This window comes from Streptomyces sp. SID486, from assembly GCF_009865385.1.
In the GTDB taxonomy this organism is placed as follows: Bacteria; Actinomycetota; Actinomycetes; order Streptomycetales; family Streptomycetaceae; genus Streptomyces.
Genome location: NZ_WWJT01000683.1, coordinates 1 through 15641 on the forward strand (window position 1 = coordinate 1; position 15641 = coordinate 15641).

Here is a 15641-nt window from a genome sequence, read left to right on the forward strand (position 1 = left end):
CGGCCCCCGGGCGCAGGGCAGGGCGGCGCGCCGCGGGAGCGGCCCGGCGCACCACCGCACCTCCGGCCGGGAGAAGATCGGTCCGGTGGCCCGGGTCCGCATCCTCACCGAGGGGCGCGGACCGGCCGGCCCGCGCGCCCGGACCGCCCACGCCCCACAGTCTTCAGGAAGTTGAGGTCATGACCGAGAAGCTCACCGTAAGTGTCCTGGGCACCGGCATCATGGGCGCCGCGATGGCCCGTAACCTCGTACGCGCCGGACACACCGTCCGCGCCTGGAACCGCACCCGCGCCAAGGCCGAACCGCTCGCCGCCGACGGCGCGCACGTCGCCGGCACCCCCGCCGAGGCGGTCGAGGGCGCCGATGTCGTCCTGACCATGCTCTACGACGGACCGGCAGCCCTGGACGTCATGCGCGAGGCCGCCCCCGCGCTGGCTCCCGGCGCCGCCTGGGTGCAGTCCACCACCGCCGGCATCGAGGCCGTCGGCGAACTCGCCGCCTTCGCCCGCGAGCACGGCCTGGTCTTCTTCGACGTGCCGGTGCTGGGCACCCGGCAGCCCGCCGAGGACGGGCAACTCCTCGTCCTCGCCGCGGGGCCGAGCGAGCACCGCGCCGCCGTGACCCCGGTGTTCGACGCGGTCGGCGCCCGTACCGTGTGGACCGGGGAGGACGGCGCGGCCGGCTCCGCGACCCGGCTGAAGCTGGTCGCCAACAGCTGGGTCATCGCGGCCACGGCCGCTGTCGGTGAGGTCCTGGCCCTGGCGCAGGCACTCGGCGTGGACCCGCAGGGCTTCTTCGACGCCATCGCCGGCGGCCCGCTCGACATGGGATACCTGCATGCCAAGTCCCGGCTCATCCTCGACGACCGGCTGACCCCGCCGCAGTTCGCCGTGGTCACCGCCGTCAAGGACGCCCGGCTCATCGTCCGGGCGGCCGAGGAGCACGGGGTCCGCCTGGACGTGGCAGCCGCGAGCGCTGAGCGGCTGGAGCGGGCCGCCGCGCAGGGTCACGGCGACGAGGACATGGCCGCCGCCTACTTCGCCAGCTTCGCCGACTGAACGACCGCCTCGCGCAACGGCGTCGCCCTCGCCGCCCGGCGGGGCAGCCCGCAACGGTGTCGGCCTCGCCGCCCGGCGGGGCAGCCCGCAACGGTGTCGGCCTCGCCGCCCGGCGGGGCAGCCACCCGAAGCACGTCGTCGCCCGGTACCGGGCACCCGGTCACCGGGCTGACGTCACGACGGCCCACCGGCGCGTGCGAGAGGCGGCCGGTGTCACTCGGCGGCGCCGGAGCCCTCCGGCTTCTCGCGCGAGGCTTCCGCCGGCACGGTGTAGAAGACGGACGAGCCCTGCTTGCTGCGGTGGGCGAGGTTGCGGGCGACGAGGTTCTCCAGGGTCGTGCGGACGACCTTGGTCTGCACCCCGCGGTCGGGATGCTCCTGGCCCAGCGCTTCGGTGACCTCGGCCGCGGAGCGCGGCTCGCTCTGCTCGGCGAGATGCCGGCGGACGAGTTCGATGAGCGTGGGCTGCCCGGGCTCGGAAGCCGGCCTCGGCGCCGTCGAGCCCTTGGCCGCGGCCGTCTTCGGCGCCGTCGAGCTCTTGGCCGCGGCCGTCTTCGGTACCGTCGACTCCTTCGCCGCGGCGGCCTTCGGCGACGACGGTTTCCTCGCCGCCGCCTTTCCGGCCGTCTGCTTCCCGTCCTCGGTGCGCCGGGTGCCGCCGCTCTTCTTCCGGGGCGAAGGTACGACCGTGCTGCCGGCCGGTGCCGCGATGCCGAGTGCCTGCCGCATGTTCAGCAGGATGGAGTGGTCGTGCTGCAGTGCGGTCAACTGTTCTTGCAGGGACGCGATTTCGGCCGTGATGCGTTCCTGTTCCTTGAGGTTGCGATCGAGGTCGTTCGTCACCTGGCTCACGTATTGAGAGGCCAATTCGGTGACGGGTCCAGCGCTTTCCGGCATCTTTCCCTCCGCTCCTGACGGTGCGACACCTGGATGATACGGGCGGGTCGACCTGTTTTCACCGTTCGCGGGGTGGGAACGGCCGACCGAACGCCACGGGAGACGGCGCACATGTGTCACACGGAGCTTCCCACGGGGTTGTCGCGCAGCCACGTCAGGACCTGCTCGGCATGTGCGTCCGGCGGGAAGACGGGATAGAAGACATGCTCGATCACCCCGTCGCGTACGACGAGTGTCAGCCGCTTGAACAGCCTTGCCCCGCCGGCCTCGAACGTCGGCAGCCGCAGGGCGTCCGCCAGGCCGAGCGCCGGGTCCGAGAGCATGTCGAATGGCAGCCGCAGCCGCTCCACGACCTCCCGCTGGTATCCGGTGTCCTGGCTGGACACCCCGTACACCCGTCCGGCCCCGGCGTCGAGCAGCTCCTGGAAGTGGTCGCGGAAGCCGCAGGCCTCGGTGGTGCAACCGCGGGCGCCGGGGATGGAGTTCCAGCCCTCCGGCAGGTCGGTGCCGGGGCGGCCGGTGAGCGGATAGACGTAGAGGACGGTCCGTCGCGGTCCGAGTTCCGCGAGCCGGACCTCCTTGCCCGAGGTGGCCGCGAGGGCGAGGTGCGGCACCGGCGTGCCGGCCAGCCGGTCCGTGGCGCCGTCGTCCTCGGGGACAGGCAGGCCGGCGGGCAGCGTGAGATGGTCCCCGCCGTCCGTAGCGGACGGTCCGGGCGGTGCCACCGTGCTGCCCCGGTGGGCCGCCGCGGTCAGGTGGGTGATCAGCGTGGCGCGGCGGGCGGTCAGCGCCTCGATGCGCTCGGTCAGTTCGTCGATGGCCGCGCGGTAACCCGCCAGCGAGGCCGGGCAGTCGTCGGCGTGCGCCCGGCCGGCCGTCAGGCACTCCAGGAAGGGCCGCGTGCGCTCGACGGGGATCCCCAGCCGGTGGAGCGTACGGATCTCCCGCACGAGACGCAGGTCGTCCTGCGTGTAGCTCCGGTATCCGTTCGGGAGCCGCTCGGGCGTGATCAACCCGAGCGATTCGTAGTACCGCACCGCCTTGGCCGTCACGTCCGCGTGGCGCGCCAGTTCACTGATCTTCATGTCGCTCACCTCGGCCTCACGCTAAACCTTGTCCCCAGGGGCAAGGTCAAGCGCGCCCGGTGGCGCCGCGCGGCGGCCGGCCGCGTGCCGTTTGGTGCCGTCGGCCTCCGTGGACCGGCGGCCCGCGTCCGCGCTACCCCAGGACGAGCGGGAGCCGTGCGGCCGACGGGCCCAGTTCAGACCGCTCGGCCTCGGTGGGGGCACGGCGTCCCGTGCCGATCCGCAGCGCCTGCCGGTCGGACCAGGACGCGGGGAAGGCCGTCCCGGCGATCCGCTCCAGCATCGCGCGCGAGCGGGCGAGCCCCTCGGCGGGAGGCGGCGGGGCTCCCGGGAGGTGTGCGGTCAGGTCCAGATGGTGCAGGGTCCACTCCAGCACGTAGGCGGAGAGGTAGTCGCGCACCGTGAGGACCATGTCCTGCGTGGCGACCCGCTGTTCGGGGTCGGCCAGGCCGGCCGCGCGCCCCGCGGCGGAACCGACGTCGTCCAGGTGGAACTTCAGCAGCCGCGGTTCCTCGTACGCGGCGGCCAGCCGGACCGTCAGCGCGTCCAGCGGGTCGTCGCCGGACGGCGGTGTGTCCGAGACGGCCCAGTAGGTCACCGCGTCGCGGGTCGGCTCCGCCGTGGTGGGCGTCGCCAGGGTGATCAGCACGTCCTGGGCGTCGACGACCAGATGGCACACCAGGTCCCGGACGAGCCAGCCGGTACAGCCGGACGGCCGCGCGAAGTCCTCGTCGGCGAGCCCGGCCACCGCCGTACGCAGAGCCGCCCACGAGTGGGAGAAGAGATCCACGACCGCAAACTAGCAGCGTCCGCCCAGCCCTTCGACCGGTTTCCCCCCGGCCCGGCCGAGTCCGACCGGGTCAACCCGCGTGCGGGCGGCCCCCGCACGCGCGCCCCTGGAGCACACGACGTGCGGCTCGGCCGCTACCGGGGCGCGGGCTGTGTGCCCCTGGCGTCGAGCAGGCCCTCGTCCACGAATCCCATCCTGCGGTTCATGGCTATCGCGTTCGCGTTCGCCGGGTGGTGGAAGGTCCGGACCCGGGCCGCCCCGCACTCCCTCGCGAAGCGCAGTCCCAGGGTCTTCATGGCGATCGAGATGCCGCGGCCGCGGTAGGCGGCCCGCACGCCGGTCATCTCGTTGAACACGAAGCCCTCGTGGACGGAGGTCGCCGCCATGCCGATCCAGGTGTCGCCGTCGAGGGCGATCACGACACCGCGCGGGTCGTAGCCGGCGGCGGCGAACCGCCGTTCGGCGTACTCCTCGAACGAGTAGAAGGCGCCGCGTTCGGGGATGTCGGCCGAGCACTCCTTGTTCAGTTCGTACAGGGCGCGCCGGTGCTCCGGTGTGTCGCCCAGTTCGGCGAGGGTCGTCAGGCGGATGCCCGCCGCGCGACACCGGTCGACATACGTCTCGTACGCGGAGGCGTCGAACGCGGCGACGTCGAGTTCGAGCCTCACCCACTGACCGGTCATGTCTCCCCTTCGTAGCGCGACCCCCTCATCCTGCCGTCCGGACGGGGAGAGGGGAAGATCACCCGCCCCCGCCGTTCACATCGATGAACTGTGCCCATGTGGGTGTACACGATCGATGATGGTGTGCAAAGCTCGGCCAACTTCTCTCGTGAACAGCGGAGTTGGAGGCCGAGCATGAGTGTTTCCCGACGGATGTTGCTGGCCACGGCGGCCGGTGCGGCGGCTGTGGGCGCGTCCGCGGCACCGGCCGCGGCGGCTGCGGACCGGCACGACACGGCAGGGACCCTGCGGACGCTCCGCGAGGCGGCGGACTACGCCGTGGAGAAGGTCCGTGCCGTCGCCCCCGGCGTGACGGGTTTCCCGGTCGGCACCAAGTTCGAGAAATGGACGTACTCGCGCAACGGCGACTGGGTGGGCGGTTTCTGGCCCGGGACGCTGTGGATGGCATGGCTGCACAGCGGAGACGACGCCTTCCGCACCTGGGCGGTCGAGTCGGCCCGGAACCTGGCTCCGCGCCAGTACGACACGAGCACGCACGACCTCGGCTTCCTCTTCTACCCCTCCTGGGTCACCGCCTGGCGCCTGACCGGCGACGACGAATGGCGGACCGGAGCGATCCGGGCGGCGGACTCCCTGACGCGGCGCTACAACCCGCGCGGAAAGTTCATCCGGGCATGGGGAGCGCTGACGGACACCGCCGACGCCGGCCGCGTGATCATGGACACCATGATGAACCTCGATCTGCTGGCCTTCGCCGGCCGGCAGACCGGCGACGGCAGGTATCTGGACATCGCCGTGGAGCACGCGAGGACCGCCCAGCGCGTCTTCCCCCGCCCGGACGGCTCCACCCCGCACGTCTTCGACTTCGACCCCGACACCGGCGCGGCGATCGGTCCGGGCACGGTGCAGGGCTACAGCCCCGCCTCGTGCTGGTCGCGGGGTCAGGCATGGGGGATCTACGGGTTCACCACGATGTACCGCAGGACCGGTGAGACGGGCTTCCGGGACACCGCGCGCAGACTCGCCGACTTCGCCATCGGGGCGCTGAGCCCGGACCACGTGCCGGTCTGGGACTACCGTGCGCCGCAACAGCCGCACGACGTCAAGGACGCCTCCGCCGGGGCCGTCATGGCGTGCGGACTGCTCGACCTGTACGCGGCGACGGGCCACCGTACCTACCGCGAGGTGGCACTGCGTCTGCTCACCGCGCTGGCGGACACCTGCCTCACGCGGAAGTCGACCCGGGCCGAGGCGGTCGTGGCCCGCTGCACCCGCAACCGCCCGGCCGAGGACGGCATCGAGATCTCCCTGCCCTACGCCGACTACTACCTGCTCGAAGGCATCCTCCGCGTGCTCCGGCCCGCCGAGGTCGACCGTGCGATCGACCTGTCACAGCACGGGTGACGCCGGGGGGCGTCACACGCCCCAGGTACCCGTCCCGTCGTCCCACGTCCTGGCGGGGTGGGAGGGGTCCGGTGCGTCCGACGAGTCGAGGTCCCAGTTGTTCACGGTCTTCGCGCTTCCGTCGGGAAGCGTCGTGGTGACCGAGGCGAAGCCCTGGATCCACTGCCAGGCCGTGGCCCCGGCGAACCCGGACTCCGTGGGTTCCGGGACGAGGAATGTGGCGGGATCCGGCAGAGCCTGGTCGTGATGGTGAAGAAACTGGTTGATGTTGAAGACCCATACGATCAAGTCGTCGTTACTTGCGAGGAGTTGGGCCGCGGTGTCCTTGAAGGAGCAGTAGACCGCCGGCAGGTAGGCCGTCTGGTCCGAACGGATCACCTCACACCAGGCGTTCACGTAGGAGACGAAGTTCGACGGCAACGTCCCGCCTATTTCGATGTCCAGGTAGATCCTCGGGTACCCGGGCAGGTCCGCCTCGTCCCCCGACGCGAAACCGGCCTGATCCGCGAGCTGTGCCGCACTCACGGCGTCCTTTCTGCCCTGCTCGGCCGTGAGTGTGTGGGAGCCCGGCCCGTTCGGATGCTGCTGTCCCACGAAGACCGGTGCGACCCCCCAGCCGGGGCCCATGGCCCGCAGGTCTGCCAGGTGGGCCATCCAGCTGGTGTTCCCCTGCGACGGTGCCGGCGCGAGGTAGAAGCCGGTCCACAGCAGGTTGGTGTTCGTCATCAGCCCTGCCATGAACGCGTTGCCGGGATAAGCGAGCCGGTCGATTCCTGCGAAAGCCATCGTTCTTCCCTTCGTCCTCCGGTGCGCTGCCCGGCCGAGCCGTCCTGCCGGGCCCGGTGCCCGGCCACGGGAGCGTGGGCGGGCACCGGGGACGCGCACTGCCTCACACGATCAGCCGTCCCAGCAGCCCGGCGAGCAGCGGCAGGAAGTCGGCCTCGACTCCGGCTGTGTCGTCGTGCCGCGACGGGACCGACACGCGGTCGACTGCGGGCACCTGTCGCGGCAGGGCCAGCAGGGCCGGTACCTGGCGTGGCAGTTCTCGTACGGAGTGGTCGTTCATCTCTCCTCCTCAGAGGATGTCCGGTGCGCCGGCCGGGTCGGCGCCTGCCGCGGTGTCGCAGCCGAAACCCATGGCGGGGGCGCAGAACCAGGGGCCCGGATCCCTGGGATCGTGCCCGTGCGCACCGCCTATCTCGTGCTCCATCACGCTCGGCGTGCCGTCGTCGTCCTCGAACGCCGTGCGCACCAGGAACGGCTCCGGCTGCCTCCGGCGGTAGATCACGCCCTGGACCGGCAGATTGAGTGCCATTGCGGTCACCTCTCCGTCCCCGTGTCCGCAGGGGACCCTCGGGGGTACCGCGCCGGTGCCCGGAGCGGGCCCGGACGTACCGGCGCGGTCTGAAAGGCGGTGTCAGAGCAGTACGTCCTTGAGGAAGCCGCCCAGATTGAAGCTGGCCGCGACGCCGGAGCCGTCCTCGGGCTCGGGTGCCGTGGTGCGCGTACGGTCGACCGGCGGGGCCTGCTGCGGCATCGCCGGCGACAGGGGCAGACCGGTGCCCCTGTCCCGCTCGTCGGTCTCGGTGCGTTCGAACATGGTCGTCGTCCTTTCCTTCCCGGTGGGGCTGTCCCACCGGCCGTCTCATCCGTCGGATCACTGCGGGGACCTCAGATGCCCAGGATCATCCGCAGGAGCCCGGCCGCCTCGACGCCGGAGCCGTGCTCCGGGGTGAGCGGCGTGGTGCGGGTGCGGTCGACCGGCGGGGCCTGCTGCGGCATCGCCGGCGAGGCGGGTGGCCGGTGGCCCCCGACCTGCTCGGTCTGCTCGTTGCGTTCGAACACCGTTCTCTCCTTTCCGAGGTGCGGAAGGGTGTCTCGCCCCTTCCGTCAGATGAAGACACCGCGCGAGGCGAGACACATCTGGCGTGCGGCGCCGGTCAGTTGGCTGCACTTACCGGCAGCGTCCACGCCCTGGCCCGGTCCGTGCACGGCGGGAACTCCTCCCTCCGAGCGCACTACCGGTGGCGCCTGGAGCGGCAGTGTCGTGGCCGGTTTCTCCGATGTCATGGCGGACCTCACTTCCAGCGGGTCGGTTGTGGAGCCGTTCAGAAGTCACCGAGGAAGCGGTGGGGCGGTCCGAGCGTGATCGGCGTCGGTTCGTTGACGTCGACGGGGAACAGGTACGAGACGCGGGCGCGCCGGTCGTTCTCCGGGTCGATGAAACTGACGATCACGTCCTGGCAGTCCGATCCCATGCGCTCGAAGGCGCTCTTCCTGACGGTGATGGTGTCCAGCGTGTACAGGTGGCTCCGGGCCTCGGGGGGCGCGGGCACGTACGAGGACGACAGGAGCCCCTCCGCGATCTCGTTGCCGACGTTGTACGCGTTGGTCCCGGCGTAGTTGAGGGCACGGTCGGCGGAGGTCTGCCCCAGGTTGCGGAACTGGTAGTAGACCTTGTCGAGGAACGCGCGGACGGTCATCCGCACGTCTGCCTCGTGGACGCTCAGCTCCGGGTTCTCGGCGTCATGCTTGGTGATCGCCTGGAGCACGGCGTCGACCAGCGCCGTCTCGTTCCAGAGATGCACCCCCCGCGCGTCGACCCGGACCTTGGGCACGAGCTGACCGGAGAACAGCCTGACGGTGTCCCCGGTCAGCACACCGGGGACCGATACCCGGGAGATGTAGTCCCGGGGCTGCTCGGCCCCGGTGTCCCCGCGGCCCTGCCGTTGCGCGGCGGCCATGCCCTGCGGCTGGTCCGCCGCCCCCGGGTTCTGCAGGGGCTGCTCGCCGACCTGCCCCCAGACCGCGTCGCGGAACATCTTGTACACCCGGGACACGGGCGGGTAGTAACTGTCGGTGAGGCCCGGGGTGTCGCCGGGGCGCCGGTCCGGGGGCGGCTCGACCGGCCCGCCCCAGTCCATCCCGAAGGCCGGCTCGGCCTCAAGCGCGTAGATCGGGGTGCGGTCGATCTCCAGGGTCCAGATGAGCTTGTCCGAAGCCCAGGGGTTGACGGAGAGGTAGTCGCGCATCTGACGCGGGTCGTACGGGTTCGCCTCCCGGTAGACGGGCCGGCCCTCACTGTCCGGCTGGGGGAGCGTGGTGAACCCCATCTGCTGACGGAAGCTGTCGCGGCGTGCCTCGGTCCCGAAGTCGAAGTTGATCCTCCCGATGGCGTACACCAAGGGCGGCGGGGCACTCACGGGTGCCGGCGCGCAGGCGGCGGCCACCCCGGCGCCGGGCGGGTGGGGGACACCGCCGCCCGGTTCGCGCAGCGGCGGCTGACCGGCGGCCGTGCTCCAGCCGCCACCGTCTCCGGTGACGGCCGCGGCCTGCGGAGCACGCGGACTCTGCGCCGCGTCGGCCGCCTCCGCCTCCGGCCCCGCACCGTCGCCGCCACATCCGCAGGCGGGGGCGACGGACGAGTGCGCCGCCTCGCCTTCCGGCACCAGCTGGGGAGGTGTACCGATGCCGGGGCCCGCGTCGTGGGCCGGCAGGCTGCCGTCCTGCGGTGAGACCGAGTTCGGGTGGTTCGTTTCCATGGCGTGAGCTCCCTCGCGTATGTCGTCTTCACCCGGGCCGTCCTGTCGGTGGGCAGGGGCCGGTTCCTGTGTCGGCGCCACGCCCGTCTCCGGCGCGTCGTCCGGCACTCCGGACGGAGCACCGCCGCCGCCGGTGATCCGCTCGTACGCCCGTGGCGCGTCCAGCCGGCCGACCAGAAAGCGGCGGCAGCGGGGTGCGTCCTCCGGGGCGCAGGCGGGGGCTTGTGCGGTGGCCAGGATGATCCGCCCCGCCTCCCGGGGATCGGGCTCACGCCCTCGGCGTAGCTGAGCGGCTATCAGCAGGGCGGCCGTGCCGGACACCGCCGGGGTGGCGAAGCTGCTCCCGGTCAGCGTCCTGACGCCTCCGCCCGGGGCCGCACCCACGATGTCCTGACCTGGGGCGATGACGCCATTTCTGCGGTACCCCGCCCCCCAGTTGTTCGTCTCCAGAGGCTCCCCGTCGGTGCCTGCCGCGCCGACGGCGAGCACGGACGGGGCCGCCGCCGGTACCTGGAGGCAGTCGCACCCGTCGTTGCCGACGGCCGCCACCACCAGGACACCCCTGTCGTCACACAGCTGGAGCGCCCGTTCGAGCATGCCCTCGGACTGTCCGTCGGCCGTGCGCTGGCCGCCGCTGATGTTGATGACATGCGCACCGTGCTCCACGGCCTGCTCGATCGCACGGGCCAGGTCCAGCTGGGGGACGCGCCCTTCGGCGGTGTCCCGGAAGATCGGCAGGAGCAGACCGCGGCAGCGCGGCACCATGCCGGTCACCGGACTGCCCGGCCGGCCGAACAGGAGACTGGCGACGTGGCTGCCGTGCAGCGACATGAGCCCCGGTCCGGCCTCTTCCTGCACGAGCGTGCTGATCCTCGTCAGACGCCCGTCCGTGAAGCACGGGTGGCGAAGGTCCACCGGTCCGTCCAGCACCGCGACGCAGACCCGGTCGTCGCCGAGCAGTTCCTCCTCGGAGGCGAGACCGTCGAGCACCGAGCGAACTTTCATCGGATCCACTTCTCCGCCGCCGGCTGAGGCCGCGCGGGCATGCAGGGGAACAAGGGGGAGAGCGGAGGAAGAGAAGCCGCCGTTCTGGTCGCGGCCTCACTTCCGGAGCACCTTCCGTCTCCGACCGTCGCACCACGCCGTTGCCGGCTCGTTGAGCGGACGTCAAGGCCGCGTCGAGGCGGCGTGGCCGGGGGCTGCCGGTCCCGTGGACCTCGCAGCTCGGCGCAGGTCCTCGAGGGGGCCGGAAAATCTCCGTGGGCGGAGGGGAGAGCAGACCCGTGACCGGGATTGTCAGTGTTATTGAACGGGGAATAGTATGTTCGGGCACACAAGTCGTGTCCGAACCGGCTCATCAGGTGTTGTGCGGGCCGTTCGAATTGCGTTCCCCGGGCGTTTCCGGCGCGTTTTCCGACCGAAAAGCGCGGATCGGGAGAGATGTGACCTGCGCGGATCCCTTCCGCATCCGGTGCCGGCCGATTCCCGCTGCACATGCGGCCGTCCCATGCTGACGGCACAGTGGTGGAGTGTTTGGAAGCGACGCACGACTTCAGCTGCTGAAGTCATTCGAACTTTCACATAACGGCTCGGGGCTCTCCCTGCCGCTGGGAGCCCAGCGCCTCTTGGCTTTTCTCGCTCTGCAGAACGACGGCGCGCAGCGGGCCTGGGCTGCCGAGCACTTGTGGCCCGACTGCACCCCGTGCAGAGCGGCCGGCAACCTTCGGTCCGCCTTGTGCCACGCCCGGCGCGCCTGCCCCGCGGCGGTCGTCGAGGTGACCGGCCAGAGTCTGCGCCTGTCACCGACCGTCCGGGTCGACCTGTACGAGGTGAGCAAGGCCGCCGACGACGTGACCGCAAGGCTCGGCCCCCCTGCGGGGGCCGAAGCAGGGCTGATCGACGACCTGCGCCAGGAGCTCCTGCCGGAGTGGCCCGAGGACTGGCTCGTCCTGGAGCGGGAACGGTGGGACCAACTCCGCCTCCACGCCCTGGAGACGCTGGCCCAGCAGCTCCAGGCGGCGCAGCGGTTCGTCCCCGCGCTCCAGGTGGCCCTGGCGGCCGTGGGCATCGACCCCGTACGCGAGACCGCCCACCGCATCGTCATGGAAGTGCACCTGGCGGAGGGAAACGTGGCGAGCGCCTTCCGGTGCTACCGGAACTACAAGGACCTCCTCGAACGCGAGCTGAGCATCTCCCCGTCGCAACGGATGAGTGAACTGGTCGAGGAGTTGAGGGTGGGACGGCGGTTGTCCGCGTAGTGCGTAGCGCGCAGCCGCCCCGGCCGGTCCGCGGCACTGCGCGCGGGGGCGGGCTGCGGGCGGGCCGCCGGACCTCGGTGGACACCCGGGTGGTGTTCACCGAACGCATGGAGACCTGACGGACTTCTGAACTAGGGTGTTCTCCGCTGCGTCTTCCGCTCGCCCTGCTGTTTTCTCGGATTGCTCGGAAATGGAGGCGGCGCCGCATGAGCCGTTACGCCCAGGTGGCCTTCACGCAGGACGTCCGGCGTGTCCAGGAAGAGCGGGGGAGCGCCTCCGCCATGGAGCGGCTGCTCGCCGGAGATCCGGGGTGTACCGACCGCATGGGCGCCACCGAGGCCGCGTTCATCGGTGCCCGCGACGGGTTCTACCTAGCCACCGTGAGTGCGACGGGCTGGCCGTACATCCAGTTCCGGGGCGGGCCGCCGGGATTCGTGCACGTCCTGGACGAGGAGACGCTGGCCCTGCTCGACGTGCGGGGCAACCGTCAGTACATCACGGCCGGAAACCTCCGGGGAAACGACCGGGTGTCGCTGTTCTTCATGGATTACGCGCACCGCACCCGGCTGAAGGTCCTCGGCCGGGCCGAGATCCGCGACCCGGGTGAATTCGCGCGGCTGCACGGGCGGTCGGCGGACGCGCGTACCGAGGGACAGGCGGAATCGCTGCTCGTCGTGCGCGTGGAGGGCTTCGCCTGGAACTGCGCGAAGCACATCACCCCGCGGTTCTCCGAGGCCGAACTCGCGGGCGCCCTGGAGCGGGTGTACGGGCGGATCGCGGAACTGGAGGAGGAGAACCGGGAACTGCGCTCACGGCTCGGGGCGCGGGACTGATCCGCGCCCCGAGCCGTGCCGGCGGTCCAGCGCCGTGGCCGTGGCCGTGGCCGTGGCCGGGGTCAGCCGGCCGCGGCCAGCCGTTCCTCGGCCAGGGCGGCGAGCAGCCGGGCACCGTCCCCGAGCACCTCGTGACCGAAGACCGCGTCGGGGCTGTGGTTGAAGCTGGCCTTCGCCGGGTCGCGGTCGGGTGGGCAGGCACCGAGGAAGAGCATCGCCCCGGGCACCTGCCCGAGGACGAAGGAGAAGTCCTCCGAGGGGCTCAGCGCGTTCGGTGACCAGATGAGCCTGCCCGGCCCCAGCAGCCGCTCGACCGTGCCGGCCGCGAAGTCCGCCTCGGCCGGGTCCACGACCGTGACCGGGTAGTCCATGGCGTGGTCCACCGTCACCGTCACCCCGTGGGCCGCGGCGACGCCTTCCAGCACCCGGGTCACCCCGTCGAGGACCTTCGCCTTGGCGGCCGGACCGAAGGTCCGGACTCCGATCTTCAACTCCGCCTCGTCCGGGATGACGTTGGCCGACGTACCGGCGTGGATGCTGCCGACCGACAGCAGCACCGGGTCGAAGGGATCGAAGCCCCGGCTCGCGAACGTCTGCAGGGCCAGCGTCATCTCGCACGCGGCGGGAACCGGGTCCTTGAGCAGGTGCGGCTGGGAGTCGTGCCCGCCCCGGCCCCGGACGGTCACGTTCAGGACGTCACCTCCGGCCAGCAGCGGACCCTTGCGGGTCAGCAGCCATCCGGCGGGCAGCATCGAGGACGCCACGTGGATCGCGTAGGCCGCGTCCGGGCGCCGGCCGGCGGCGTCCAGCACCCCTTCCTCGATCATCAGCCGCGCACCGTGATGCCCCTCCTCGCCCGGCTGGAACATGAGGACCACGTCACCGCGCAGCCCGGCCCGCTCCCGCGCGAGCAGCCGGGCCGCGCCGACCAGCATGGCCGTGTGCAGATCGTGCCCGCAGGCGTGCATCCGGCCCTCGGTCTCGGAGGCGTAGGGCACTCCGCTCGTCTCCGTCAGCGGCAGCGCGTCCATGTCGGCGCGCAGCAGCACGACGGGCCGGTCGCCGGGGGCCGCGTCCGTGCCCCCGCCGCGCAGTACCGCGGTGACCGAGGACAGTCCGGTGCCCGTCGTGATCTCCAGCGGCAGTCCGTCGAGCGCCGCGAGCACCTTGGCCTGGGTCCGCGGGAGGTCCAGCCCGAGTTCCGGCTCCCGGTGGAGGTCCTCGCGCAGCCGTACGAGGTCCTCCACGAGGCCGGGTCCGGGCTCCCGCGAGGTCACTTGACCGCCGTGATGATGCCGTGCGGGGTGATGGCCTCGGTGCAGCGGGTGCGCCGCACCAGGTCGAACCCGACCTCCTTCAGCGACTTCTCGTAGCCCTCCCACGAGTAGAGCATCCCGCCCTCTCCCGCGACCGCCGCGAAGAAGGGGCTGGCCAGGGCGGCCATGAGGGGGCCGTCGTAGTCGTCCTCGGACATGGAGTTCAGGATCAGCACCCGGCCGCTGTCGGGCAGCACGGCGTGCGCGTGGCCCAGCAGCACCCGGATGCGGTCCTGCGGCCAGATCTGCAGCTGGTGCACGAACATCACCGTGTCGTGTCCCTCGGGGTAGTCACCGGCGAAGATGTCGCCCTCGACGACCTTCACGCGGTCACTGAGCCCCGCCTCTTCGACCCGCTTGCGGGCGAGTTCGACCACCTTCGGTATCTCCAGGACCGTGACCTCGACGTCCGGATGCGCACGGGCCACCGCGAGGGCCATCGTCGCGTCCCCGCCGCCGACGTCGAGGATGCGCCGGGAGGAGCTGAAGTCGCCGTACTTGATCAGGTGCTTGCTGGCGACGGCCGACCAGGTGCCCATGAAGTGGTAGAAGACCTTCAGCAGTTCCGGGTCCTCACTGAGCCGGTGGTAGACGGTGGGACCGTCGCCCGGATACCGGCGCAGGCCGATGTTGCTGTTGGCGCGCAGCGACTCGGTGAAGTCGACGAGGCCCGGGTAGGTCACGTACGCCTCGAACCCGATGACCGCCTTGACGAGTTCCCAGTGGCCGCCGGTGAACAGGGCGGAGACCGAGGGGGCGTTGGAGTACCCCTCCTCGGTGCGCTCGACCAGTCGCAGCGAGGTGACACCGAGCAGCAGGATGTCCAGGGAGCGCTCGGCGAGGCCCAGTTCGGTGCCGATCCGCTCCCGCGACGTGCCGGGTGCGCGCTCCAGCAGGTCGAACAGGCCGAGTTCCACCCCGGCGCGGGTGAACTGGAAGGCGTTGTGCCCGAGCAGCACGGTGGTCAGGGCGTCCGGTACGACGCTCTCGGGCTGGGACTGTACCTCGGTCATGGTTCTTCTCCCTGGGATGCGAGGGTGTCGATCAGGTCGTCGAGGGTGAGCGACTGCATGCCGGAGGCGGCCGTGGAACCGGGGCCGGCCGGAGGACCGGGAGCGGTGACGGCGACCGCGCCGACCACGTCGGACGGCGCGTCGGTCAGGTCGTAGAGGAGATGCCGGCCGATCCGGTGGGGGCGGTCCCGGCCCGCGGGGTGCGGCGGCAGGTGCGAGAGGTCCACGTCCGCCATCGCGGGCAGGCCCCGCGCGGTGACCTTGACCAGCGCCTCCTTGCGGACCCAGAGGCGCAGCAGCGCCGGGCGCGGAGCGGGGGAGCCGCGGACGCGGTCGATCTCCGCGCGGGTCAGGAAGTGCTGGAGCCCGCGGTTGCCCGGTGTGCCGGTGCGGGCGGCCGGGCCGGACAGCCGCTCGATGTCGATGCCGACGGGGTGATCGGCGGCCGAGGCCGCCACCACCCCGTCCGCGTAGGAGAAGCTGACCGCGCACCGGGCGCCCCTGACGTGCGGCCGGCCGTGCGGACCCGCGCAGACCGGGCACCGCTGCACCAGTACGACGTCCCGGGCCGGCCCGCCGGTCCGCCATGCCACGCACATCCGGGCCAGGAGGCGCGCGGCGAGGAAGTCCGCCCGCGCCCGCCCGGTGCGCGCGGCGGCGAGACGGCGGCGCTCGGCGCCGGTCAGGACCGAGGTGTCCGCACCCGGCAGGGCCAGCAGACGCTCGGTGGGCGCGACCGCGACGGTCGGGGCCGTCGTCACG

Annotated in this window: 17 protein-coding genes; 4 read left to right on the forward strand and 13 right to left on the reverse strand. The window is 71.8% G+C overall.

Translation table 11 applies throughout. The features are described 5' to 3' along the window. The first annotated feature begins 179 nt into the window (after window positions 1-179). Complete coding sequence (locus GT045_RS31585; protein WP_161336277.1) at window positions 180-1058, forward strand: NAD(P)-dependent oxidoreductase; 879 nt, start codon at window positions 180-182, stop codon at window positions 1056-1058. 213 nt (window positions 1059-1271) lie between these two features. Here GT045_RS31585 and GT045_RS31590 read toward each other — a convergent pair whose 3' ends face one another. The 4 genes from GT045_RS31590 to GT045_RS31605 all read right to left on the reverse strand — a co-directional run bounded on the left by GT045_RS31590 (window position 1272) and on the right by GT045_RS31605 (window position 4513). Then, a complete protein-coding gene (locus tag GT045_RS31590) occupies window positions 1272-1910 on the reverse strand; it encodes a hypothetical protein (RefSeq protein ID WP_345942812.1) in 639 nt (212 codons plus the stop codon). Window positions 1911-2071: 161 nt separating this feature from the next. After that, window positions 2072-3040, reverse strand: a complete 969-nt coding sequence (locus GT045_RS31595; protein WP_161297416.1) for a MerR family transcriptional regulator — start codon at window positions 3038-3040, stop codon at window positions 2072-2074. Window positions 3041-3173: 133 nt separating this feature from the next. Continuing rightward, a complete protein-coding gene (locus GT045_RS31600; protein ID WP_161297414.1) occupies window positions 3174-3830 on the reverse strand; it encodes a maleylpyruvate isomerase N-terminal domain-containing protein in 657 nt (218 codons plus the stop codon). Between the two features lie 134 nt (window positions 3831-3964). Next, on the reverse strand, window positions 3965-4513 hold the full coding sequence (locus GT045_RS31605) for a GNAT family N-acetyltransferase (RefSeq protein WP_161297412.1): 549 nt from the start codon (window positions 4511-4513) through the stop codon (window positions 3965-3967). Between the two features lie 174 nt (window positions 4514-4687). Between GT045_RS31605 and GT045_RS31610 the strand changes: the two genes are divergently transcribed. Continuing rightward, complete coding sequence (locus GT045_RS31610; protein WP_202516456.1) at window positions 4688-5917, forward strand: glycoside hydrolase family 88 protein; 1230 nt, start codon at window positions 4688-4690, stop codon at window positions 5915-5917. 12 nt (window positions 5918-5929) lie between these two features. On the opposite strand, the gene GT045_RS31615 is transcribed toward GT045_RS31610, so the two are convergent. From GT045_RS31615 to GT045_RS31640, 6 genes are all read right to left on the reverse strand, one after another. After that, the gene (locus GT045_RS31615; protein ID WP_161336278.1) at window positions 5930-6703 is read right to left on the reverse strand and encodes a glycoside hydrolase domain-containing protein; all 774 of its coding nucleotides are present in this window, start codon (window positions 6701-6703) and stop codon (window positions 5930-5932) included. 103 nt (window positions 6704-6806) lie between these two features. Then, on the reverse strand, window positions 6807-6983 hold the full coding sequence (locus tag GT045_RS31620; protein WP_161297408.1) for a hypothetical protein: 177 nt from the start codon (window positions 6981-6983) through the stop codon (window positions 6807-6809). Window positions 6984-6992: 9 nt separating this feature from the next. Further along, window positions 6993-7232 carry a hypothetical protein gene (locus GT045_RS31625; RefSeq protein WP_161297406.1) on the reverse strand — a complete coding sequence of 80 codons (240 nt, stop codon included), beginning with the start codon at window positions 7230-7232 and terminating at the stop codon, window positions 6993-6995. 102 nt (window positions 7233-7334) lie between these two features. Next, window positions 7335-7517 (reverse strand): hypothetical protein, encoded by a 183-nt coding sequence (locus GT045_RS31630; protein ID WP_161297404.1) that lies wholly within the window; start codon window positions 7515-7517, stop codon window positions 7335-7337. A gap of 71 nt (window positions 7518-7588) precedes the next feature. Continuing rightward, window positions 7589-7762: a hypothetical protein gene (locus GT045_RS31635; protein ID WP_161297402.1), complete on the reverse strand. Its 174-nt coding sequence runs from the start codon at window positions 7760-7762 to the stop codon at window positions 7589-7591. Window positions 7763-8025: 263 nt separating this feature from the next. Further along, the gene (locus GT045_RS31640; protein WP_161336279.1) at window positions 8026-10464 is read right to left on the reverse strand and encodes a S8 family serine peptidase; all 2439 of its coding nucleotides are present in this window, start codon (window positions 10462-10464) and stop codon (window positions 8026-8028) included. 620 nt (window positions 10465-11084) lie between these two features. Here GT045_RS31640 and GT045_RS31645 point away from each other — a divergent pair. After that, the gene (locus GT045_RS31645) at window positions 11085-11717 is read left to right on the forward strand and encodes a bacterial transcriptional activator domain-containing protein (protein ID WP_161336280.1); all 633 of its coding nucleotides are present in this window, start codon (window positions 11085-11087) and stop codon (window positions 11715-11717) included. 206 nt (window positions 11718-11923) lie between these two features. Next, a complete protein-coding gene (locus GT045_RS31650; protein ID WP_161298324.1) occupies window positions 11924-12550 on the forward strand; it encodes a pyridoxamine 5'-phosphate oxidase family protein in 627 nt (208 codons plus the stop codon). Window positions 12551-12612: 62 nt separating this feature from the next. Here GT045_RS31650 and GT045_RS31655 read toward each other — a convergent pair whose 3' ends face one another. Genes GT045_RS31655 through GT045_RS31665 form a run of 3 tightly spaced genes read right to left on the reverse strand, consistent with a single transcriptional unit; the run spans window position 12613 to window position 15640 of the window. Further along, window positions 12613-13827 (reverse strand): M20 family metallopeptidase, encoded by a 1215-nt coding sequence (locus tag GT045_RS31655; protein WP_161336281.1) that lies wholly within the window; start codon window positions 13825-13827, stop codon window positions 12613-12615. Further along, the gene (locus GT045_RS31660) at window positions 13824-14879 is read right to left on the reverse strand and encodes a methyltransferase (RefSeq protein WP_161336282.1); all 1056 of its coding nucleotides are present in this window, start codon (window positions 14877-14879) and stop codon (window positions 13824-13826) included. The genes GT045_RS31655 and GT045_RS31660 overlap by 4 nt, the downstream gene beginning before the upstream one ends. Beyond that, window positions 14876-15640, reverse strand: a complete 765-nt coding sequence (locus tag GT045_RS31665; RefSeq protein ID WP_161336283.1) for a 4'-phosphopantetheinyl transferase superfamily protein — start codon at window positions 15638-15640, stop codon at window positions 14876-14878. Before GT045_RS31665 ends, GT045_RS31660 begins: the two co-directional genes overlap by 4 nt. Window position 15641: the final 1 nt, after the last annotated feature.